The organism is Streptomyces galbus (assembly GCF_005280195.1).
Taxonomy (GTDB): Bacteria; Actinomycetota; Actinomycetes; order Streptomycetales; family Streptomycetaceae; genus Streptomyces; species Streptomyces galbus.
In genome coordinates this window covers 1-20,416 of record NZ_SZPR01000013.1, presented here as the reverse complement: position 1 = coordinate 20,416, position 20,416 = coordinate 1, and the positions used below count along the sequence as shown (strand labels likewise).

20 protein-coding genes are annotated in these 20,416 nt (G+C 73.3%); 9 read left to right on the top strand and 11 right to left on the bottom strand.

The features are described from left to right. Position 1: 1 nt before the first annotated feature. Both E4U92_RS16445 and E4U92_RS16440 read right to left on the bottom strand, forming a co-directional pair. The gene (locus E4U92_RS16445) at positions 2-220 is read right to left on the bottom strand and encodes a hypothetical protein (RefSeq protein WP_137301170.1); all 219 of its coding nucleotides are present in this window, start codon (positions 218-220) and stop codon (positions 2-4) included. A gap of 249 nt (positions 221-469) precedes the next feature. Continuing rightward, positions 470-874 (bottom strand): DUF3099 domain-containing protein, encoded by a 405-nt coding sequence (locus tag E4U92_RS16440; RefSeq protein ID WP_137301169.1) that lies wholly within the window; start codon positions 872-874, stop codon positions 470-472. A gap of 198 nt (positions 875-1,072) precedes the next feature. On the opposite strand from E4U92_RS16440, the gene E4U92_RS16435 reads away from it, so the two are divergent. Continuing rightward, positions 1,073-1,354: a GlsB/YeaQ/YmgE family stress response membrane protein gene (locus E4U92_RS16435; protein WP_137301168.1), complete on the top strand. Its 282-nt coding sequence runs from the start codon at positions 1,073-1,075 to the stop codon at positions 1,352-1,354. 87 nt (positions 1,355-1,441) lie between these two features. On the opposite strand, the gene tyrS is transcribed toward E4U92_RS16435, so the two are convergent. From tyrS to E4U92_RS16420, 3 genes are all read right to left on the bottom strand, one after another. Further along, the gene (tyrS, locus tag E4U92_RS16430) at positions 1,442-2,710 is read right to left on the bottom strand and encodes a tyrosine--tRNA ligase (RefSeq protein WP_137301167.1); all 1,269 of its coding nucleotides are present in this window, start codon (positions 2,708-2,710) and stop codon (positions 1,442-1,444) included. A 65-nt stretch (positions 2,711-2,775) separates the two neighbouring features. Continuing rightward, the gene (locus E4U92_RS16425; protein ID WP_137301166.1) at positions 2,776-4,170 is read right to left on the bottom strand and encodes a metallopeptidase TldD-related protein; all 1,395 of its coding nucleotides are present in this window, start codon (positions 4,168-4,170) and stop codon (positions 2,776-2,778) included. Continuing rightward, positions 4,167-5,696, bottom strand: a complete 1,530-nt coding sequence (locus tag E4U92_RS16420; RefSeq protein ID WP_373311464.1) for a TldD/PmbA family protein — start codon at positions 5,694-5,696, stop codon at positions 4,167-4,169. Before E4U92_RS16420 ends, E4U92_RS16425 begins: the two co-directional genes overlap by 4 nt. A gap of 281 nt (positions 5,697-5,977) precedes the next feature. Here E4U92_RS16420 and fabG point away from each other — a divergent pair, with 281 nt between their 5' ends. The 3 genes from fabG (at position 5,978) to E4U92_RS16405 (ending at position 7,960) form a co-directional block, all read left to right on the top strand. Continuing rightward, complete coding sequence (fabG, locus tag E4U92_RS16415) at positions 5,978-6,682, top strand: 3-oxoacyl-[acyl-carrier-protein] reductase (protein ID WP_137301164.1); 705 nt, start codon at positions 5,978-5,980, stop codon at positions 6,680-6,682. A gap of 5 nt (positions 6,683-6,687) precedes the next feature. Continuing rightward, a complete protein-coding gene (gene fabI, locus E4U92_RS16410; RefSeq protein ID WP_137301163.1) occupies positions 6,688-7,455 on the top strand; it encodes an enoyl-ACP reductase FabI in 768 nt (255 codons plus the stop codon). Between the two features lie 169 nt (positions 7,456-7,624). Beyond that, positions 7,625-7,960 (top strand): hypothetical protein, encoded by a 336-nt coding sequence (locus tag E4U92_RS16405; protein ID WP_137301162.1) that lies wholly within the window; start codon positions 7,625-7,627, stop codon positions 7,958-7,960. Between the two features lie 31 nt (positions 7,961-7,991). Here E4U92_RS16405 and E4U92_RS16400 read toward each other — a convergent pair whose 3' ends face one another. After that, complete coding sequence (locus E4U92_RS16400) at positions 7,992-8,678, bottom strand: FadR/GntR family transcriptional regulator (RefSeq protein WP_137301161.1); 687 nt, start codon at positions 8,676-8,678, stop codon at positions 7,992-7,994. Positions 8,679-8,768: 90 nt separating this feature from the next. Between E4U92_RS16400 and E4U92_RS16395 the strand changes: the two genes are divergently transcribed. The 4 genes from E4U92_RS16395 (at position 8,769) to E4U92_RS16380 (ending at position 11,240) form a co-directional block, all read left to right on the top strand. Beyond that, positions 8,769-10,142, top strand: coding sequence for a CynX/NimT family MFS transporter (locus E4U92_RS16395; protein ID WP_137301160.1), 1,374 nt, complete (start codon positions 8,769-8,771; stop codon positions 10,140-10,142). 4 nt (positions 10,143-10,146) lie between these two features. After that, entirely contained in the window at positions 10,147-10,263 is a 117-nt protein-coding gene (locus E4U92_RS37040; RefSeq protein ID WP_107055787.1) for an SGM_5486 family transporter-associated protein, read from the top strand. A gap of 179 nt (positions 10,264-10,442) precedes the next feature. Further along, complete coding sequence (locus E4U92_RS16385; RefSeq protein ID WP_137301159.1) at positions 10,443-10,649, top strand: hypothetical protein; 207 nt, start codon at positions 10,443-10,445, stop codon at positions 10,647-10,649. 72 nt (positions 10,650-10,721) lie between these two features. Continuing rightward, positions 10,722-11,240 (top strand): SixA phosphatase family protein, encoded by a 519-nt coding sequence (locus E4U92_RS16380; protein WP_137301158.1) that lies wholly within the window; start codon positions 10,722-10,724, stop codon positions 11,238-11,240. Positions 11,241-11,333: 93 nt separating this feature from the next. Here the strand turns inward: E4U92_RS16380 and serB are convergent, their stop codons facing one another. Both serB and E4U92_RS16370 read right to left on the bottom strand, forming a co-directional pair. Next, entirely contained in the window at positions 11,334-12,548 is a 1,215-nt protein-coding gene (gene serB / locus E4U92_RS16375) for a phosphoserine phosphatase SerB (RefSeq protein WP_137301157.1), read from the bottom strand. Between the two features lie 139 nt (positions 12,549-12,687). After that, a complete protein-coding gene (locus tag E4U92_RS16370; protein ID WP_137301156.1) occupies positions 12,688-14,469 on the bottom strand; it encodes a streptophobe family protein in 1,782 nt (593 codons plus the stop codon). Between the two features lie 257 nt (positions 14,470-14,726). Between E4U92_RS16370 and E4U92_RS16365 the strand changes: the two genes are divergently transcribed. Further along, positions 14,727-17,258 (top strand): FHA domain-containing protein, encoded by a 2,532-nt coding sequence (locus E4U92_RS16365; protein WP_174863900.1) that lies wholly within the window; start codon positions 14,727-14,729, stop codon positions 17,256-17,258. Between the two features lie 88 nt (positions 17,259-17,346). Here the strand turns inward: E4U92_RS16365 and E4U92_RS16360 are convergent, their stop codons facing one another. The 3 genes from E4U92_RS16360 to E4U92_RS16350 all read right to left on the bottom strand — a co-directional run bounded on the left by E4U92_RS16360 (position 17,347) and on the right by E4U92_RS16350 (position 20,222). Further along, entirely contained in the window at positions 17,347-18,081 is a 735-nt protein-coding gene (locus E4U92_RS16360; protein ID WP_137301154.1) for a transglycosylase SLT domain-containing protein, read from the bottom strand. A gap of 279 nt (positions 18,082-18,360) precedes the next feature. After that, positions 18,361-19,530 carry an S-adenosylmethionine:tRNA ribosyltransferase-isomerase gene (locus tag E4U92_RS16355; protein WP_137301153.1) on the bottom strand — a complete coding sequence of 390 codons (1,170 nt, stop codon included), beginning with the start codon at positions 19,528-19,530 and terminating at the stop codon, positions 18,361-18,363. Continuing rightward, positions 19,527-20,222: an SDR family NAD(P)-dependent oxidoreductase gene (locus tag E4U92_RS16350; RefSeq protein WP_137301152.1), complete on the bottom strand. Its 696-nt coding sequence runs from the start codon at positions 20,220-20,222 to the stop codon at positions 19,527-19,529. The genes E4U92_RS16355 and E4U92_RS16350 overlap by 4 nt, the downstream gene beginning before the upstream one ends. Positions 20,223-20,416 lie beyond the last annotated feature (194 nt).

Below are 20,416 nucleotides of genomic sequence, written 5' to 3'. Positions count from 1 at the left end.
CTCAGGAGGTCTCCGGCTCCCGCCAGTCCTCGAACCGCACCACGTCCTTGAGGAAGCCCCGCACCCCGAGGAACTGCGACAGGTGCTCGCGGTGCTCCTCGCACGCCAGCCACGTCTTGCGGCGCTCCGGGGTGTGGATCTTCGGGTTGTTCCAGGCCAGCACCCACACCGCGGCGGTGCGGCAGCCCTTGGCGGAACAGACCGGGGTCTCGTCACTCACCGCTTCGCTCCGCCCCTGCGCACGCCCTGCGTCCCGCCCACTCGCACTCCCCGCCCACATGATCACTTCCGAACATCCCCGCACACAAAGGCGACGCCGAGCAGCCACGGGGGGAGCTGCCCGGCGTCGGTCCGTCGCTCCGACGGGGGATGCGGAGCGCGTACGCAGTATGTCACGGCCGACCGTCCCCGGGGGACCTCAACCACATGATTGGATCTGAGCTTTTCTTGAGCTTCGCACGCGTCCGGCTCAGGGCCGCTCGGCCGGCTCACCCGTCCCGTCCTCCGGGACGGATCCCGGCTGCGGACGCGCACCCCCGGGCACGGTCCCGGCCGACGACCCCGGCAGCGCGCGCGGCGCACCCAGCGGCAGCGGCGTGGGCACGAACGTCGTGGGCATCCCCGGCGCGTTCTCCCGTCCGGCGTTCGCGATCACCACCGCGATGTACGGCAGGACCGCACCCAGCACCAACGCCACCAGCGCCACGTGCCGTTCGACGTTCCACAGCGACGCCGCGAGGATCACCGCCAGCGTACGGACCGTCATCGAGATGACGTACCGCCGCTGCCGTCCGCGCACGTCCTCCTGCAGCCCCTGCCGGGCCCCGGTGATCCGGAACACCTGGACGCCGGTCCCGCCACCCTGCTTCCGCATCACATTCCACCATCCGCCCGCGTCGCGCCCTGCCCCTCCACGGTACGCCCGGGCTGGGCCGCCTTCGAGACCGGGTCGCCTCCCCGCCGGGCGAGCCGGCTGCGCCGTCCCGCGTACGGCGGTACCCGGCATGCGGCGTACGGCCCGCGGAACCAGACTGGGGGCACTGCTCACCCCTGAGCCGACGAGGAGGCAGCCATGGGCTGGTTGTGGGCGATCATCGTGGGATTCGTACTGGGCCTCATCGCCAAGGCGATCATCCCCGGCAAGCAGCACAGTCCGCTGTGGCTGACCACGATCTTCGGCATGCTGGGCGCGATCGTGGGCAACGCCATCGCCCGCGCGTTCGGTGTCGAGGCGACCCCCGGCATCGACTGGAGCCGCCACATCTTCCAGCTCATCGCGGCGGTCATCATCGTCGGCCTGGGCGACATGGCGTACATGGCCACGCTGGGCAAGCGCAAGCAGCAACGGGCCTGAGCGCCGGCGCCCGTCAGCGGCGCGGGGCGGGTGCGCGGCCCTGAGCCCGCACCCGCCCCGCGCCCTTGCGACAGCGGTACCGGTGATCTACGCCCCGGTGACCTCGACGGCCGCCAGGTTCTTCTTGCCGCGCCGCAGCACCAGCCACCGGCCGTACAGCAGGTCCCCGGCCGACGGCACCGCGTCCTCGGCGGTGACCTTCACGTTGTTCACGTAGGCCCCGCCCTCCTTCACGGTCCGCCGCGCCGCGGACTTGCTGGCGACCAGGCCCACCTCCGCGAGCAGGTCCACCACGGGCGCCGGCTCGGCGACCTTGACGTGCGGCACCTCCGACAGCGCCGCGGCCAGCGTCCGCTCGTCCAGCTCCGCCAGCTCGCCCTGGCCGAACAGCGCCCTCGACGCGGCGATCACCGCGGCGGTCTGGTCGGCGCCGTGCACCAGCGTCGTCAGCTCCTCGGCCAGCGCGCGCTGCGCGGCCCGGGCCTGCGGACGCTCCTCGGTCTGCCGCTCCAGCTCCTCCAGCTCCTCGCGGGAGCGGAAGGACAGGATGCGCGCGTACCGCGAGATGTCCCGGTCGTCCACGTTCAGCCAGAACTGGTAGAACGCGTACGGCGTCGTCATCTCCGGGTCCAGCCAGACCGCGCCGCCCTCGGTCTTGCCGAACTTGGTGCCGTCGGCCTTCGTCATCAGCGGCGTGGCCAGCGCGTGCACGCTCGCGTCCGGCTCCAGGCGGTGGATCAGGTCCAGGCCGGCCGTGAGGTTGCCCCACTGGTCGCTGCCGCCCTGCTGGAGCGTGCAGCCGTAGCGCCGGTAGAGCTGGAGGAAGTCCATGCCCTGCAGGATCTGGTAGCTGAACTCCGTGTAGCTGATGCCCTGGTCGGACTCCAGGCGGCGGGCCACGGAGTCCTTCGTCAGCATCTTGTTGACACGGAAGTGCTTGCCGACGTCCCGCAGGAACTCGATCGCGGACAGCCCCGCGGTCCAGTCGAGGTTGTTCACCATCACGGCGGCGTTCTCGCCCTCGAAGGACAGGAACGGCTCGATCTGGGAGCGCAGCCGGCCGACCCAGCCGGCCACCGTCTCCGGGTCGTTCAGCGTGCGCTCCGCCGTCGGGCGGGGGTCGCCGATCAGACCCGTCGCGCCGCCCACCAGCGCCAGCGGCCGGTGCCCGGCCTGCTGGAGGCGGCGCACGGTGAGCACCTGCACCAGGTGTCCGACGTGCAGGGAGGGCGCGGTCGGGTCGAAGCCGCAATAGAACGTGACGGGACCGTCCGCGAGCGCCTTGCGCAAGGCGTCCTCGTCGGTGGACAGGGCGAACAGGCCCCGCCACTTCAGCTCGTCGACGATGTCCGTCACGGTTCTCGTGTCTCCTTGGATGGTCCCGGGCGGCGACCGCCGCCCGTCGGTGAACGCCTACGAGGTTATACGCCCCGGCTGACAGAGCTCATATTGAAATCGGGCACCCGCAGCGCGGGCATCGCGGCCCGGGTGAACCAGTCGCTCCACTCGCGCGGCAGCGTCTTCTCGGTGCGCCCGGCCTCGGTCGCCCGCCCCAGCAGGTCCACCGGCGACTCGTTGAACCGGAAGTTGTTCACCTCACCGGTGACCTCGCCGTTCTCGACGAGGTACACCCCGTCGCGGGTGAGCCCCGTCAGCAGCAGCGTGGCCGGGTCGACCTCGCGGATGTACCACAGGCAGGTCAGCAGCAGGCCCCGCTCGGTGGCCGCGACCATCTCCTCCAGCGAGCGGTCGTCGCCGCCGTCGAGGATCAGGTTGCCCAGCGAGGGCGCCAGCGGCAGCCCCGTCAGCGCGGCGGCGAACCGGCTGGTGACCAGGTTCCGCAGGGCGCCGTCCGCGATCCACTCGGTGGCCGGCACGGGCAGCCCGTTGTCGAACACCGACTGGTCCCCGCCGGAGGAGTGCGCGACGACGAACGGCGCCGACTCCAGCCCCGGCGCGTACGGGTCGCTGCGCAGCGTCAGCGGCAGCTCGGTCAGCTTCTCGCCGAGCCGGGTCCCGCCGCCGGGCCGGGAGAACACCGTGCGCCCCTCGACCGCGTCCCGGCCCGACGCCGACCACATCTGGTAGATCAGCAGGTCCGCCACGGCCGTCGGCGGCAGCAGCGTCTCGTACCGCCCGGCGGGCAGGTCCACGCGCCGCTCCGCCCAGCCCAGGCGGACGGCGAGCTCGGCGTCCAGCGCGGCCGGGTCGACGTCCTTGAAGTCGCGCGTGGAGCGCCCCGCCCACGCCGAGCGCGTGCGGTCCGGCGACTTGGCGTTGAGCTCCAGCGTGCCCGTGGGCTGGTCGTGCCGCAGCCGCAGCCCGGTCGAGGTGCCCAGGTAGGTCGAGACCATCTCGTGGTTGGCGAAGCCGTACAGCTCGCGCCCGCCCGCACGCGCGCGGGCGAACGCCTCGCCCAGCGCGGGCGCGAAGTCGGCGAACACCGCGGAGGACGTCTCCGCGGGCGGCTCGGTGAACTCCGGCGCCTGCGGCACCCCGCCGATCAGCGGCTGCGCGTCCTCGGCGAAACCGGCGCCGCGCGCGGCGGCCTCGGCGGCCCGCACCAGCGACTCCAGCTCGTCCACCGTCACGGCGGAGCGCGACACCACGCCCGAGGCGGTGCCCTCGCGGCCGTCGACGGTCGCGACGACGGTCAGCGTCCGCCCGCGCGTCACGCCGTTCGTGGTGAGCGCGTTGCCGGCCCAGCGCAGGTTGGCCGTGGACCCCTCGTCGGCGATGACGACACAGCCGTCGGCCCGCGACAGCTCCAGGGCCCGCTCGACGATCTCGTGCGGCTCGGGGGTGGGGGCGCTCATCGACCGGCCTCCTGCGTGGTGTTCAGAATGTTGACGCCCTTGAACAGGGCGGACGGGCAGCCGTGCGACACCGCGGCGACCTGCCCCGGCTGGGCCTTGCCGCAGTTGAAGGCGCCGCCGAGCACGTACGTCTGCGGGCCGCCGACGGCCGCCATGGAGCCCCAGAAGTCGGTGGTCGTCGCCTGGTAGGCCACGTCCCGGAGCTGCCCGGTCAGCCGCCCGTTCTCGATCCGGAAGAAGCGCTGGCCGGTGAACTGGAAGTTGTAGCGCTGCATGTCGATCGACCAGGACCGGTCGCCCACCACGTAGATGCCGCGGTCGACGCCCCCGATCAGGTCCTCGGTCGACATCCCGGCCGGGTCCGGCCGCAGCGACACGTTCGCCATGCGCTGCACCGGCACGTGGGCGGGGGAGTCGGCGTACGCGCACCCGTTGGACCGCTCGAACCCGGTCAGCCGGGCGATCCGCCGGTCGAGCTGGTAGCCGACCAGGGTGCCCTCCTTCACCAGGTCCCAGGACTGCGCCTCGACGCCCTCGTCGTCGTAGCCGACGGTGGCCAGGCCGTGCTCGGCGGTGCGGTCACCGGTCACGTTCATCAGCTCCGAGCCGTACCGCAGCGAGCCGAGCCGGTCGAAGGTGGCGAACGAGGTGCCCGCGTAGGCCGCCTCGTAGCCGAGCGCCCGGTCCAGCTCGGTGGCGTGCCCGATCGATTCGTGGATGGTCAGCCACAGGTTGGACGGGTCCACGACCAGGTCGTACAGGCCCGGCTCGACGCTCGGCGCGCGCATCTTCTCGGCCAGCAGCTCGGGGATCTGCTCCAGCTCGGTGTCCCAGTCCCAGCCGGTCCCGGTGAGGTACTCCCAGCCGCGCCCCGCCGGCGGCGCCAGGGTGCGCATGGAGTCGAACTCGCCGCTGGACTCGTCCACCGACACGGCGGTCAGCTGCGGGTGGACCCGCACGCGCTGCTGGGTGGTCACCGTGCCCGCCGTGTCGGCGTAGAACTTGTTCTCGTGGACGGTGAGCAGCGAGGCGTCCACGTGGTCCACCCCGCGGGCAGCCAGCAGCCGGTTGCTCCAGTCGGCGAGCAGCGCGGTCTTCTCCGCGTCGGGCACGGCGAACGGATCGGTCTCGTACGACGACACCCAGGTCCGGTCGGCGTGCACCGGCTCGTCGGCCAGCTCGACCAGCTCGTCCGCACCGGCCGCCCGGATCACCTGCGCGGACAGCCTCGCCATCGCCACGGCCTGCCCGGCGACCCGCGCGGCCGCGTCCATGGTCAGGTCCACGCCCGAGGCGAACCCCCACGTCCCGCCGTGCACGACCCGCACCGCGTACCCGAGGTCGGTCGTGTCCGACGACCCCGCGGGCCGGGCGTCGCGCAGCCGCCAGGACGCGCTGCGCACCCGCTCGAACCGGAAGTCCGCGTGCTCGGCCCCCAGCGCACGCGCGCGGGCGAGCGCGGCGTCGGCCAGGGCGCGTAGGGGGAGCGCTGTGAAGGCTTCGTCGATGGTATGAGGCACCTGCATCTCTTTCTGCCGACGTGACCACTGGGAACGTGCGGGGGAGGACGGTGATCGTGACACCGCGGCCGTCAGCCTCCGATCATGTCGCGCCGACCGCCCCGCGGACCACACGTTTCCGGTGCCGTTCCGCAAACTTTCTGTAGGGACCCCACAGCACGACCCCTGCGCCACTGTCGGTGCCCCAATGTCCGCGGGCGCGGGCGGACCGATAGGTTTCAGGTGAAGCCGCCTGTCAGCCACGTGTCCGGGCGGGTGTGTCAGACCCCTATCGAAAGGGTGATCCGTTGAGCCGCTCGGTTCTCGTCACCGGAGGCAACCGGGGCATCGGCCTCGCCATCGCCCGCGCGTTCGCCGACGCCGGCGACAAGGTCGCGATCACGTACCGCTCGGGCGAGCCCCCGGAGGGCTTCCTGGCGGTCAAGTGCGACATCACCGACCCCGAGCAGGTGGAGCAGGCCTACAAGGAGATCGAGGAGCAGCACGGCGCCGTCGAGGTCCTGATCGCCAACGCGGGCATCACCAAGGACCAGCTCCTGATGCGCATGTCCGAGGAGGACTTCACCTCGGTCATCGACACCAACCTCACCGGTACCTTCCGCGTGGTCAAGCGCGCCAACCGCGGCATGCTGCGCGCCAAGAAGGGGCGGGTCGTCCTGGTCTCGTCCGTGGTGGGTCTGCTCGGCTCGCCCGGCCAGGCCAACTACGCCGCCTCCAAGGCCGCCCTGGTCGGCTTCGCGCGTTCCCTGGCCCGTGAGCTGGGCTCGCGCAACATCACCTTCAACGTCGTCGCACCCGGCTTCGTGGACACCGACATGACCAAGGCGCTCAGCGACGAGCAGCGCGCCGGCATCCTCGCGGGGGTGCCCCTCGGACGGTACGCGCAGCCGCAGGAGATCGCCGCGACGGTGCGGTTCCTCGCCTCGGACGACGCTTCGTACATCACTGGAGCCGTCATCCCCGTTGACGGCGGACTGGGAATGGGTCACTGATCACCATGAGCGGAATTCTCGAGGGCAAGCGCGTCCTGATCACCGGTGTGCTGATGGAGTCCTCCATCGCCTTCCACGCCGCTAAGCTGGCCCAGGAGCAGGGTGCCGAGATCATCCTGACCGCGTTCCCGCGGCCCACGCTGACCGAGCGCATCGCCCGGAAGCTGCCCGAGCCCACCAAGGTCATCGAGCTGGACGTGACCAACACCGAGCACCTCGGCCGGCTGGCCGACGTGGTCGGCGAGGAGCTCGGCGGCCTCGACGGCGTCGTGCACTCCGTCGGCTTCGCCCCGCAGGACGCCCTCGGCGGCAACTTCCTCAACACCCCGTTCGAGTCGGTGGCCACCGCCATGCACGTCTCGGCGTTCTCCCTGAAGTCGCTGACCATGGCCTGCCTGCCGCTGATGCAGAACGGCGGCTCGGTCGTCGGCCTCACCTTCGACGCCCAGTACGCCTGGCCGCAGTACGACTGGATGGGCCCGGCCAAGGCCGCCCTGGAGGCCACCAGCCGCTACCTGGCCCGCGACCTGGGCAAGCAGAACATCCGCTGCAACCTGATCTCGGCGGGCCCGATCGGCTCCATGGCCGCCAAGTCCATCCCGGGCTTCTCGGACCTGGCCTCCGTGTGGGACAGCCGCTCCCCGCTGGAGTGGGACCTGAAGGACCCGGAGCCGGCCGGCCGGGGCATCGTCGCCCTGCTGAGCGACTGGTTCCCGAAGACCACCGGCGAGATCATCCACGTCGACGGCGGCCTGCACGCCATCGGCGCCTGACCGGTTCCCTCACCGGTCCCGACGCCCCGTCCCCGCAGCGCGCGGGGGCGGGGCGTCGCCCGTTCGGCCCAGTCGGCCGGGCGGTCCGTACGGGTGACACGGCACGCTGGGAGGACGCACCGCCCGCCCCGCACCGCCCCGCCGCCGTACGGTCCGAGGAGGTCCCCTTGTGCGCCTGCACCGAAGCCTGGCCCCAGTGACCGTCGCCGCCGCCCTCGTGCTGTGCGCGCCGTACGACGCGGTCTCCCACGCACGCGTGGACGCCTCCGCCGCACCGTTCGGGGCGGAGTGCCGCACGCGCGTGGACGGCTCCCACGTGGTCGCCGACTGCCACAACCCCTATGCCGACACGGACCGCGTCCGGCTGCACGTCGAGTGCGCCCGCTGGTGGGACCTGGACACCGACGGCGCCCCCGTCGAGGCGGGCCCCGCCGAGACCGTGCGGCTGACCGGCCGCTGCTGGATGGAGGTCGGCAGGGCCTGGGTCAGCCACGAGAGGGTCTGAGCGGCGGCGCAGGGCGGGACCGCGGCCCTGGTCAGCCGGTGGCGGTGAAGCGTCCCGGGCGGCACAGGAAGGGGTAGCTCGCGGCCTCCTCCGCCGCCGCCTCCGCGTCGCCCGCGCGGACGGCGTCGACCAGCCGCGTGTGGTCCATGTGCGTCTCCGGGGTCAGCTCGCCGCCGACGTCCTCGCGCAGCCAGTCCCGCAGCACCTCGCCCAGGTCGGCGTACATCGCCGTCATGACGTCGTTGTGGGAGGCCGCCACCACCGCCAGGTGGAACGTCGCGTCCGCCGCGACGAACGCCTCCGCGTCGCCCGACTCCCACGCCTCCTCGCGCCGCAGCAGCAGCGCGTCGAGCTGCTTGAGGTCCTTCTCGGTGCGCCGCTCGGCGGCCAGCCGGGCGGCGCTCGACTCCAGCGTGGAGCGCAGCTCGGCGATGTGGCGGGGATCGGCGTCGGCGAACCGGCGGTGCATCACACCCGCCAGCTCGCTGGTCGCGACCACGTACGTGCCCGACCCCTGCCGGATGTCCAGCAGGCCGTTGTGGGCGAGGGCCCGGACCGCCTCGCGGACCGTGTTGCGGGCGACCCCGAGCTGCTCGACCAGCTCCGGCTCGGTCGGGATGCGCGATCCGACCGGCCACTCGCCCGAGGTGATCTGGGTGCGCAGCGCGGAGATGACCTGCTCGGAGAGCGCCGAGCGGCGGGGATGGCTCAGAGGCATGGCACACCTTCGCACGAGCGGGCCGGGACGGGGCCACCCGGGCCGACGGAGAGTGGACAACCAATCATCCCATGATTCTATGATGGCGGCATGGCACCCGAGGAGACCCGGACGACGACATCCGCCCCGCACCCCGCCCCGGCACCCGCCGGCGCCCCGCCCGCCGACGCGCACCGCCCGCCGGCCTCGCGCGCGTGGCGCACCCGGCTGGTGGTCGTCGGCATCGTCCTGGCCGCCCTCAACCTGCGCCCCGCCATCACCAGCCTCGGCGCCCTCATGGAAGAGGTCCGTGACGGACTCGGCATGAGCGGCAGCGTGGCCGGGCTGCTCACCTCCGTGCCGCCCCTGTGCTTCGCCGTGTTCGGCATCACCGCGCCCCGCCTCGCCCGCCGCTTCGGCGCGGGCGCCGTGGTGTGCGCCGGGATGGCCGCCATCACCGCCGGCCTGCTCCTGCGCCCCTACGCGGGCGGTACGGCGGGCTTCCTGGCCGCCAGCGCCCTGGCCCTCATGGGCATCGCGGTGAGCAACGTGCTGATGCCGGTCATCGTCAAGCGCCACTTCCCCGACCGGGTCGGCTCCATGACCGGGCTGTACTCGATGGCCCTGGCCCTCGGCACCTCCCTGGCCGCCGCGGCCACCGTGCCGATGACCGAGTCCCTGGGCGGGAGCTGGCAGACCGGGCTCGCCGTGTGGGCGGGACTGGCCGGCGTCGCCGTCCTGCCCTGGCTGCTGCTCGTCCGCGACCGGGGCGCGGAACCCGCCGGACCGGAGCGGCAGGAGCGGCAGGCAGCGACGGAGGGACGCTCCCGCTCCGCGCGGGTGGAGCCGTCGGCGCCGCTGCGCATCACGCGCAGCCGCACCGCCTGGGCGCTCGCGGTGTTCTTCGGGCTCCAGGCCACCGCCGCCTACATCACGATGGGCTGGATGGCGCAGATCTTCCGGGACGCGGGCGTCGCCGCCGGCACCGCCGGGCTGCTGCTCGCGGTGACCATGGTGATGGGCGTGCCGCTCGCCTTCCTCATCCCGCGCGTGGCCGCCCGGCTGCCCCGGCAGGGCCCGATCGTCGTCGTGCTCGGCGTCTGCGGCCTCGTCGGCTACGCCGGCATGTACCTCGCACCGGCCGCGGGCGCCTGGGCGTGGGCGCTGCTGCTCGGCGTCTCCAACTGCGCCTTCCCGCTCGCCCTCACCATGGTCGGGATGCGGGCCCGCACGGGCGCGGGCGTGGTCCAGCTCTCGGCCTTCGCGCAGAGCACCGGTTACCTGATCTCCATCCCCGGCCCGCTCCTGGTGGGCGTGCTCTACCAGGCCACCGGCGGCTGGGGCGTGCCTCTCGCGCTGATGGCGGCCCTGATGGTGCCGCAGATCGTCGTCGGCGTCCTCGCGGGCCGCGACCGCACCATCGAGGACGAGGCGGCGGCACGCCGCCCCCGGGGGACGGACCGGGCCCACGGGGTGGGACACTGACCGCATGCCCGTGCTCGATCCGAACCCCCAGAACGGCCAGAAGAAAATGCTGATCGTCTTCGGCTCGTTCCTCGCCATCTTCGTGATCATCGCCGTCATCGCGACGATCGCCTCGCCCTGAGCCGTCGCCCCGCCCGTCGGGGTGGTGCTAGCCCCCCTGTCCCCTAGGGGGCCAGGGTCAGGGTCAAGTGGGTGGATCACCGGATGGGACGCGGCCCGCAGGTTCCGTAGCGTCGAGATGTGGCCGCGGACGGCGGTCCGCACCCACTCGGAGACGATCGGCGACCCGCGGAGGCACCCATGTCGGCCCCTACGCACACCCGGCCCCACCCGGCGACCACGGGCGGCGTCGGCACCCGGCTGCCCTGGTGGGCCCTGGCCCTGCCGACCCTCGCCTTCATCACCCTGCTCGCACTGATACTCAACCCGGCCGACGCCCAGGCGGCCACCGGCGACCCCGTCCTCGCCCACGTCCTGGAGCGGGTCCGGGACCTGCTCGCGCGCTAGTCGGCCCGTGCCGGTGATGCCGCCGGTCAACTCCCTGAGCCCGGTGGCGTGTTTCGTGCGAAGCTGGGAGTCATGAGCGCCGCAGAACCCCGCACGATCGTCCTCTTCCGGCATGCGAAAGCCGACTGGCCCCAGGTGACCGACCACGAGCGACCGCTCGCGGACCGCGGCCGCAAGGACGCGGCCGAGGCCGGCCGCAGACTGCTCGACACGGGCGTCGCCGTCGACCTGGCGCTGTGCTCCACCGCGACCCGGACCCGGGAGACCTGGAAACTGGCCGTGCACGAGTTCCCGCACCGGCCGAAGACCATCTACGAGGAGCGGATCTACGAGGCCTCGCCGGGCGAGCTGATCGCCCTGCTCAACGAGACCCCGGACGACGTGGGCAACCTCCTGCTGGTCGGCCACAACCCGGGGGTGCACGGCCTCGCCGAGATCCTCGCGGGCTCCGCCGACGCCGACGCCGGCGGGCGGATGGACCGCCGGGGCTTCCCGGCCGCCGCCTTCGCCGTCCTGTCCTTCGAGGGCCCCTGGAAGTCCCTGGAACCCCGGGTGGCGACCCTGCGCGACTACTGGGCCCCGAGCGACTGACCCGCCGGGCGGATCCGGCCGGCCGACGGGGTGCCCGGGCCGGCCGGGCCGCGGGCGGCGACCCGTCGGGCGCGGCCCGTCAGCCGCGCGCCGTCACTGCTCGTCGTGGGTGTCCGCCGCCTCGACCTCTTCGCGGGTGATGCCCAGCAGGTACAGCACGGTGTCGAGGAACGGCACGTTCACCGCGGCGTGCGCCGCCTCGCGCACCACGGGCTTGGCGTTGAAGGCGACGCCCAGGCCGGCCGCGTTCAGCATGTCCAGATCGTTGGCGCCGTCGCCGACGGCCACGGTCTGCGACAGCGGCACGCCCGCCTCCGCGGCGAAGCGGCGCAGCAGCCGCGCCTTGCCCGCGCGGTCCACGATCTCGCCCGTCACCCGGCCGGTCAGCCGCCCGTCGACGATCTCCAGGGTGTTGGCCTGGGCGAAGTCGAGGCCCAGCCGCTCCTTGAGGTCGTCGGTGACCTGGGTGAACCCACCGGAGACGACGCCCACCTGGTAGCCCAGGCGCTTGAGGGTGCGGATCAGCGTGCGGGCGCCCGGGGTCAGCCGCACCTCGGCGCGGACCTTCTCCACCACCGACGCGTCCAGCCCCTCCAGCAGCGCCACGCGCGCGTGCAGCGACTGCTCGAAGTCCAGCTCGCCGCGCATCGCGGCCGCCGTGACCTCGGCGACCTTGTCCTCGCAGCCGGCGTGCGCCGCGAAGAGCTCGATGACCTCGTCCTGGATCAGCGTCGAGTCGACGTCCATCACCACGAGCCGCTGGGCCCGCCGGTGCAGACCGGCCGCGACGACCGCGACGTCCACGCCGACCGCGGCGGCGTCCGTGACCAGCGCGGTGCGCAGGGGCCCGGTCTCCACACCGGACACGGCGAACTCGACGGCCGTGACCGGGTACTTGGCGAGCCGGAAGATACGGTCGATGTTGCCGCCGGCCTTCGCGATCCGCGCGGCGACGGCGGCGGTGGCCTCGGCGGTGAGCGGGTGGCCCAGCACGGTGACCAGGGAGCGGCCCAGACCGCGCGGACGGTTGTCACCGGTGCCGGAGATGATCTCCGCCTGCATCTTCATCGACTCGGCCCAGCTGTGCACGGTCGACCGCAGGTCGCCCTCCAGGCCGCGCGTCGGCTCGGTGACCAGCGCGCACAGCACCATGCGGCCACGGGTGACGACCTGCTCGATGTCGACGACGTCCACGGAGTAGGCCGCGAGGGTGTCGAAGAGGCCGGCCGTGATGCCCGGCCGGTCCTTGCCGAAGATCTTGACGAGCAGAGTCGGAACGTCGGCGGGCGGAGTCTGCGAAGCGCTCATGGTGTGACCACCGTATCCGGCACCCGGTGCCCCCCGCCGCCCAGGTCCGCCTGGCGGACACGCAACAGTGGGCGACGGGGAGGTGGCCACAGAACGACGGACGTGGTCCGGCCGACGGGGCACCGTCCCTCGCCGCCCGCTACCCCCTCGGCCCCTTCGGCCGCTTCGGCGGGCCCACCGGCGGGGGAGGGGGCGGCGGTGGCGGACCGTCGCCCCACCGGGCCCGGTTCTTCCTCGCCGGCGGCGGCCCGAGGGGCCCCGCGACCGTCGGCGCACCCGACGTGTCCCCGGCGGGCGGTGGCACGGCATCCTCCGGCTCCGGCTCGCGGCCCCGTGGTTCCCGCACCTCCTCCGGAAGCCGCAGGTACGGATTCGTCCCCGGGTTCGGCGGCCGGTACGGCGCACCCGGCGCGTAGGGACCCGCGCCCGCACCCGGGGAGACGGCCGCCTCCCGCCGCACCCCACCCGTCCCCGCCTCCACGGGCACCGCCCGCACCCCCGCCGCCCCGCACACCCACGCCAGCCAGCCCCCGGCCGCCCCCGCACCCGCGCCCCACAGCGCCCCGCAGACCAGTGCCATGCCGAGGCGCCCCCGCAGCTCGATCCCCGCACCGAAGGCGTCGAAGCCCAGCACCGACAGCGACGCGTCCGCCGACACCTCCGTCAGCCAGGCCAGCAGCGGAAGCGCCACGGCCGTGGCGACCCCGAGCCGCAGCGCGCAGCGCCCCACGAAACCGCCGACCCGGACGGGGCCGCCGTCACCGCCAGGCCCGGCCCCCGCGCCAACTCCCCGCGCACCCAGGCCGGCACCCCCCACCGGTGTCCGTACCCCCACCAACACCCCCGCCAGCAGCATCATCAGGGCCGCCGCGACCCCCAACAGCCACACACGGCCGTCCAGTTCGGCCAGCCGGGCCAGCGTCACCGGCCGGTCCCCGCCCGCACCCAGCAGGTCGTCCAGCGGATCGGGCAGCACCTTCGTCAGGGCGCCGGACGCCCGCCCGTCGAAGGGCACGAGCAGGCCGACGTCGACCCCGAGCCACACCCCGTTGGGCGCCCCCAGCAGCGCGGCGCCCGCGATCCGCTTCGGGTGCGCGTCGCCGACCGCCGCCCAGGCCGCCGCGGCGAGACCGGCCAGGACCGCCGTCAGCCCGACGGTGACCAGGGCGGACACCGCCGGCCGCACCACCCGGTGCACGGCCTCCCAGCCGCGCGGCAGTGGTGTGCGGCGCGAGGCCAGCAGGGCCATCAGCAGCACCCCGGCCGACCAGCCCAGCCCGCCGAGCAGCGTCGGCGCGGTGTCCACCGTGAAGCCGACGGCCGCCTTCGCGTCCACCAGATCGCCGAGCCGGTCCGGCAGCAGGCCCCCGATGTCCCCGACGCCGGGGAGGGTCACCCCGGTCCGCCCGCTCCCGCCGGGCAGGTCGTCGAGCCCGAGCGAGCCGCCGTCGAGCGTGACGACGTCGTGCCCCGCCCACGCCAGTCCGCCGAGCACCGCCACGAACAACGCGACCACCGCGCCCGCGCGGGCCAGGAGTTCGACCGGCGTGATCACCGCACCGGCCGCGCGCAGGGACCGCAGGAAGAACCACGACAGCAGCAGTGCCCCGACCAGGCCGACCCCGAGTGGCGTGATCTCGATGGCCGTGGCCGTGCGCGCGTCGGACAGCCCGAACGCGGACACGTCCCCCGACGGCGTCACCGAACCCCCGGCCCCCAGCGCCACCACGGCCGCCGTCATCGGGCCCGACGAGCCCTCCGCGTCGGCCTCCAGCAGGTGCAGCCCCAGCGCCGCCGTGCCCGCCATCCCGATCAACGCCCAGCTCACCGCGGCGATCGCGGACAGCACCACGTCCCCCCACGGCACACCCCGGGGGCGGCGCGCGTTCCCGGCCGTCCCGGCATCCGTCCCGGCACCCATGCAGACCCCCCGATCCGCGACGCGGGGCGGCGCACTCCGGTGCGGTACGGCCGCCCGTGTCCCCCTCGCGTGCGTTTACCACTCTCCGGGCAGGTTTCCACCCCGTCAACGGAAACGGCCGACGCGACGGCGGACTTGGTTCGCAAGGCCCGACTTTCGGTCAGAGGGCCACTCCTGAAATAGTTCCCCCCGATGTTCGACATCCCTAGACTCCCCGCGACGGGGGCAAATCGGGGGACAACTCAGTGGGGCATGGAGTGCCGGAACTCGTACTGGAATCAAACGGACGTACCTGGACGCTCGATCCGTCCAGGGCCTACACCCTCGGACGTGATCCGCAGGGCGACATCGTCTTCGACGACGCCAGGGTCTCCTGGCGTCACGCCACGGTCAGCTTCGACGGCCGCGGCTGGGTCATCGAGGACCACGGCAGCACCAACGGCACGTACGCGCAGGGACAGCGCGTCCAGCGGCTGGAGCTGGGCCCGGGCACGGTGTTGCACCTGGGCAACGCGACCGACGGCCCCCGCCTGAACCTCACCGCCGCGGCCGCCGTACCGGCGCCGCAGGTGCAGCAGCCGTACGCGGCGCAGGGCGCGAACCCGGGCTGGGCGCAGCAGGCACCGCCGCAGCAGGCCCCGCAGCCGGGCTGGCAGCAGCCGCACCAGGCGCCGCCCGCCTCGCACATCCCGCAACAGCCGGGTCCGGGGGAGCAGTTCGCGCAGAAGGTCCCCGGTGGTGCCGCGGGGGCGCCGCCGGTGCACGGCGACCGCAGCCCCACCACGTTCCACCAGTTCTCGCTGGGCCGCGTGATGCGCATCGGCCGTGCCCTGGAGAACGACCTGGTCGTCTCCGACCTGCAGGTCTCGCGCAACCACGCCGAGTTCCACGCGACGCCCGACGGCCGCATGGAGATCCGCGACCTGGGCTCGCACAACGGCACGTACGTCAACGGCCAGCCGATCCCCAAGGGCGGCACGCAGGTGCTCGGCCCGACGGACGTCGTCGGCGTCGGCCACTCGACGTTCCGCATCGTGGGCGACCGGCTCGAGGAGTTCGTCGACACCGGTGAGGTCTCCTTCTCCGCCCGCCACCTGACCGTCACGGTCGACGGCGGGAAGCAGATCCTGAAGGACGTCTCGTTCGGCGTCCCGGAGAAGTCGCTGGTCGCGGTCATCGGCCCGTCCGGTTCCGGCAAGTCGACGCTGCTGAAGGCGCTCACCGGGTACCGGCCCGCCGACCAGGGCGAGGTCCTCTACGACAACCGCAACCTGTACAAGCAGTTCGCCGAGCTGCGCCAGCGCATCGGTCTGGTCCCGCAGGACGACATCCTGCACAAGGAGCTGACCGTCAAGAAGGCCCTGAAGTACGCGGCCAAGCTGCGCTTCCCGGCCGACACCACGGGCGCCGAGCGCAGCGCCCGCATCGACGAGGTGCTGCGCGAGCTCAAGCTCGACATCCACAAGGACAAGAAGGTCACCTCGCTCTCCGGCGGCCAGCGCAAGCGCGTCTCGGTGGCCCTGGAGCTGCTGACCAAGCCGTCGCTGATCTTCCTCGACGAGCCCACGTCCGGCCTCGACCCGGGCATGGACCGTGACGTCATGCAGTTGCTGCGTGGCCTCGCCGACGACGGCCGCACGGTCCTCGTGGTGACCCACTCCGTGGCCGAGCTGGCGCTGTGCGACAAGCTCCTGGTGATGGCGCCGGGCGGCGCGGTCGCCTACTTCGGGCCGCCCGAGGAGGCGCTGAACTTCTTCGGCTACGACACCTGGGCCGACGTCTTCTCCGCCTTCGAGAACTACCGGGACTACGACTGGGCGGGCCGCTGGAAGGGCTCGCAGCACTACCAGATGTACGCCGCGGACCTCGACGCGGTCGCGCCGCAGGCCGTACAGGTGCCGCCGATGCAGGCGATGAAGCCGCCGAAGCCGCAGGGCTGGCTGAGCCAGTTCCTCACGCTGGTGCGCCGCTACGTCTCGGTGATCGCGTCCGACAAGGGCTTCCTCGGCCTGATGGTGATCCTGCCGGCGGTGCTCGGCGCGGTGAGCCTGCTGATCGATTCCGACAAGGGCCTGCTGCCCAACCCGGCGAACCCGAACACCGGCCGGATCATCCCCAACGGCACGGCCACCACGGTCCTGCTGATCCTCGCGGTGGGCGCCTGCTTCGCGGGGGCCGCCAACTCGGTCCGCGAGCTGATCAAGGAACGGGTCATCTACGAGCGGGAGCGGGCGACCGGCCTGTCGCGCTCGGCGTACCTGATGTCGAAGGTGTTCGTGCTCGGCATGATCACCGTGCTGCAGGGCCTGCTGGTCGGCGTCATCGGCTTCTCCAGCCGGGAGATCCCCGAGAAGGGCCTCGTCCTCGGCGGCGCCACGATGCTCGAACTCTCCGTCCCGATCATGGCGCTGGGCTTCACCTCGATGATGTTCGGCCTGATCATCTCCTCGCTGGTGAAGACCGCGGAGAAGACGATGCCGCTGCTGGTGATGTTCGCGATCATCCAGGTCGTCTTCACCGGCTGCCTGTTCACCCTGCACGGCTCGATCGGCGTCAACGAGTTCTCGTACCTGATGCCCTCGCGCTGGGCGGTCGCCGCCGCGGGCGCCACGCTGGACTTCAACCGGATCAGCCCGCCGGAGACGGCCGGCGACACCGACCCGCTGTGGGACCACACGGCCGGGGCCTGGGGCCTGGACATGGCCGCCCTGCTCGCCCTCGGCGTGGTCTGCGGCTTCTTCGTGGCCCGCTTCCTGCGCCGCCACGAGCCCGAGGTCATGCGCAAGTAGGGCTCATGCGGGAGCCGGGCTCCCGGACGACCCCGAAGGGCGGCCCCCGGTCAGGTGGGGGCCGCCCTTCGGTGTGCGGGGGCGCCGGTCAGTAGGCGCTGTTCACGTTGTCGATCGAGCCGTAGCGGTGCGCCGCGTAGTTGGCGGCGGCCGTGATGTTGGCGACCGGGTCGTAGATGTTCCAGGACGTGCCGGCCACGTGGTACGTGGCGAACGTCGGCGGGATCACCTGCAGCAGACCCTTCGACGGGATGCCGTTGATGGCGTTGATGTCCCAGTCGTTGATCGCGTACGGGTTGCCCGAGGACTCACGCATGATGTTGCGGTGCAGGCCGCTGTAGCTGCCCGGGATGCCCTTGGACTTCATGATGTCCAGGGACTTGCGGATCCAGCCGTCGAGGTTGTTGCTGTACGTCTTGGCGGCGACCTGCTCGACGTGCGGGCGCTTCGCGGAGCGGCTCGCGGCCTTGGCCTTGGCCTTGTGGGCGGCGGCGGCCTTCTTCGCCGCTGCCTTCTTGGCGGCCGCGGCGGCCGCCTTCTTCGCGGCGGCGGCCTTCTTCGCTGCTGCGGCCTTCTTGGCGGCGGCCGCGGCGGCCTTCTTCTTCGCCTCGATGGCGTCGATCTTCACGCTGCTGCCGGCGAGCTGGTCGGTGATGTCGGCCTTGACGCCGGCGAGCTGCTCGGAGCTGTACGCCACACGGGTCGACGCGGCGGCCTCGCGGGTGGTCGTCTGCGCGTCGGCCGGGACCACCGTGAAGGCGACGGCGGCGGCGCCGAGCGTGGCGACACCGGCGAGCGCGATCTTGTGGGTGTTCTTGGGCATGGCGGGATGGACCTCTTCGAATAGCGCGGAGGTCGCTCGGCGGCCGAGGGGGACAAGGCTGCGTTTCGGCACGAGCGCCGCGGGGAAAACCCCGCGGCGCTGAGCGACGAGAGCAATTCTTAGCGGCCGCAAAATCGCCAGGCAAAGGTGTGACCTACGATGCCGGCTAGTGGATCAGGTAAGGGCAAAACGGGACAGACCATGCCGTCTGCCCCGCTCGCGGCGAATCCGTATGTCTCCTAATGTCCTTCGTACGTGATGTGGGCCCTATGTGCGGGCTCACACCGCGGACACAGCGTTCTCACCAAGAGTTGCTGACGCAATGCCGTGCGTGAGGTCTTTTCCGGGCAGCAGCAGATGGACGTCCCCGAACTCGTGCCACAGGTAGCGCCCGTTCAGCGCCTCCTCGTAACTGCGCTCCACCACCGCCCGCCCCGCGACCGCCCGCAGCATCAGCAGGTGTGAGGCCTCCGGCTCGTGCAGCCCGGTCAGCAGCCCGTCCACCACCCGCACCCCGCGCTGCGGCGTCACCACGAGGTCCGTCCACCCCTCCCGCGCGCGCACCACGCCGTCCGCGCCGGCCGCCGACTCAAGCGCCCGCACCGCGGTCGTCCCCACGGCGATCACCCGGCCGCCCCCGGCCCGCGCCGCGTTGACCAGCCGCGCCGACGCCTCCGGCACCGAGAACCGCTCCGGGTACGGCGGCTCGTGCGCCTCCGCCGACGCCACCCCCGTGTGCAGCGTGACCGGCGCGAACTGCACGCCCCGGCTCACCAGCTCCGTCACCAGCCCCGCCGTGAAGGGACGCGCGGCACTCGGCATCTCCGCGCTGCCCGAACCGTCCGGCGCGGGCAGCGCGAACACCGTCTGGTACACCGACAGCGGCTGGTCCCGCTCCGTGTAGGAGTAGCGGATGGGCCGCCCGTGCTCCCGCAGCAGCGCCGGGACGTCGGCCACGGCCCCGCGCGCGGGAGCGGTCCGCGCGGACCCCCGCCCGGGCGTCCGCGCGGGGGCGTCCGGCACGGACACCCGCGCCCACCACAGCCGCTCACCCCGCCCGCTCAGCGGCTCCTCCAGGACCAGCACGGCCCCCGGCAGCCGCACCCGCGTGCCCGCGGGGCCTCCCGCACGCGCGCGCGTGGTTCCTCTCCCGTCCGGGTCCCGCAGCTCGACGGCCCACCGCCCGTCGTCCCCGCGCGTGGAGAAGTGCACCACCACGCGCGCGTCCCCGGCCCACCCGTCCACGGCGGCGGCCAGCGTGCACGAGGTGTTCACCACCAGCACGTCCCCGGCCCGCAGCAGATGCGGCAACTCCCGGAACGCGTGGTGCGTCACCCGCGTCCCGCGCGACACCAGCAGCCGCACGTCGTCCCGGCCCAGCCCCGGCCCGCGCTGCTCCGCGGGCACGCGCGCGGACAGTTCCCGGGGCACCCGCAGCGCCGCCGTCATCGCCCCTCCACCAGAGCCGGCGCGCCGTAGCGGCCGCTCGCCGGCCGCTCGTCCAGCAGCCGCAGGAACCCCGGCACCACCGCGGCCGGCTCGGGCCGTGGCGCGCCGTCGTCGGGCACGGCCGCCGCGTACAGGTCCGTGGCCATGTCCCCGGGGTCCACCGCCCACACCCGCAGTTGCGGCTCCTCCACGGCCAGCACGGCCGCCAGGTGGTCCACCGCCGCCTTCGACGCCCCGTACCCGCCCCACGTGCCGTACGCCTCCACCGCCGCGTCCGAGCTCACCACGACGACCGCGCCGGCCGCGGACGCCCGCAGCAGCGGCAGCGCCTCCTGCACCAGCCCCAGCGCCGCCACCACGTTCACCTCCAGCGCCCGGCGCAGCCCGTCCAGCGGCAGCCGCGCCAGCGGGACCAGCGGCTCGGCGCCGAGCGCGCTCGCGTTGTGCACCACCAGGTCCGGCCCGCCGAGCCGCCGGGCCGCGTCCACCAGCTCCCCGCGGTGCGCGGCGTCCGTCACGTCCCCCGGCAGCGCCGCCACGCGCGTGCCGTGCCCGGCGAGGGCCGCCGCCGCCTCCTCCAGTTCCCGCGCCGTCCTGGCGTCCAGCACCAGGTCCCAGCCCCGCGCGGCCAGCCCCTCGGCCAGCGCGCGCCCCAGCCCCTTCGACGCCCCCGTGATGATCGCGACCGGCATGACGACCGTCCCCTCGTCCGTTCCGCCGCACCTCGGCGGTGCCGTCACCGTAGGAACGCCGCGACCGCCGCCGCGTCGGACCGCGGACCCGCCCCGCGCGGGCCCTTCGCCCTACGCCGCCGAGCCCGCGACCAGCGGCCTAGGCCGTCGCCCGGGCGACCGCCGTACACGGCCTAGGTGTGTTGTCCCGGGAC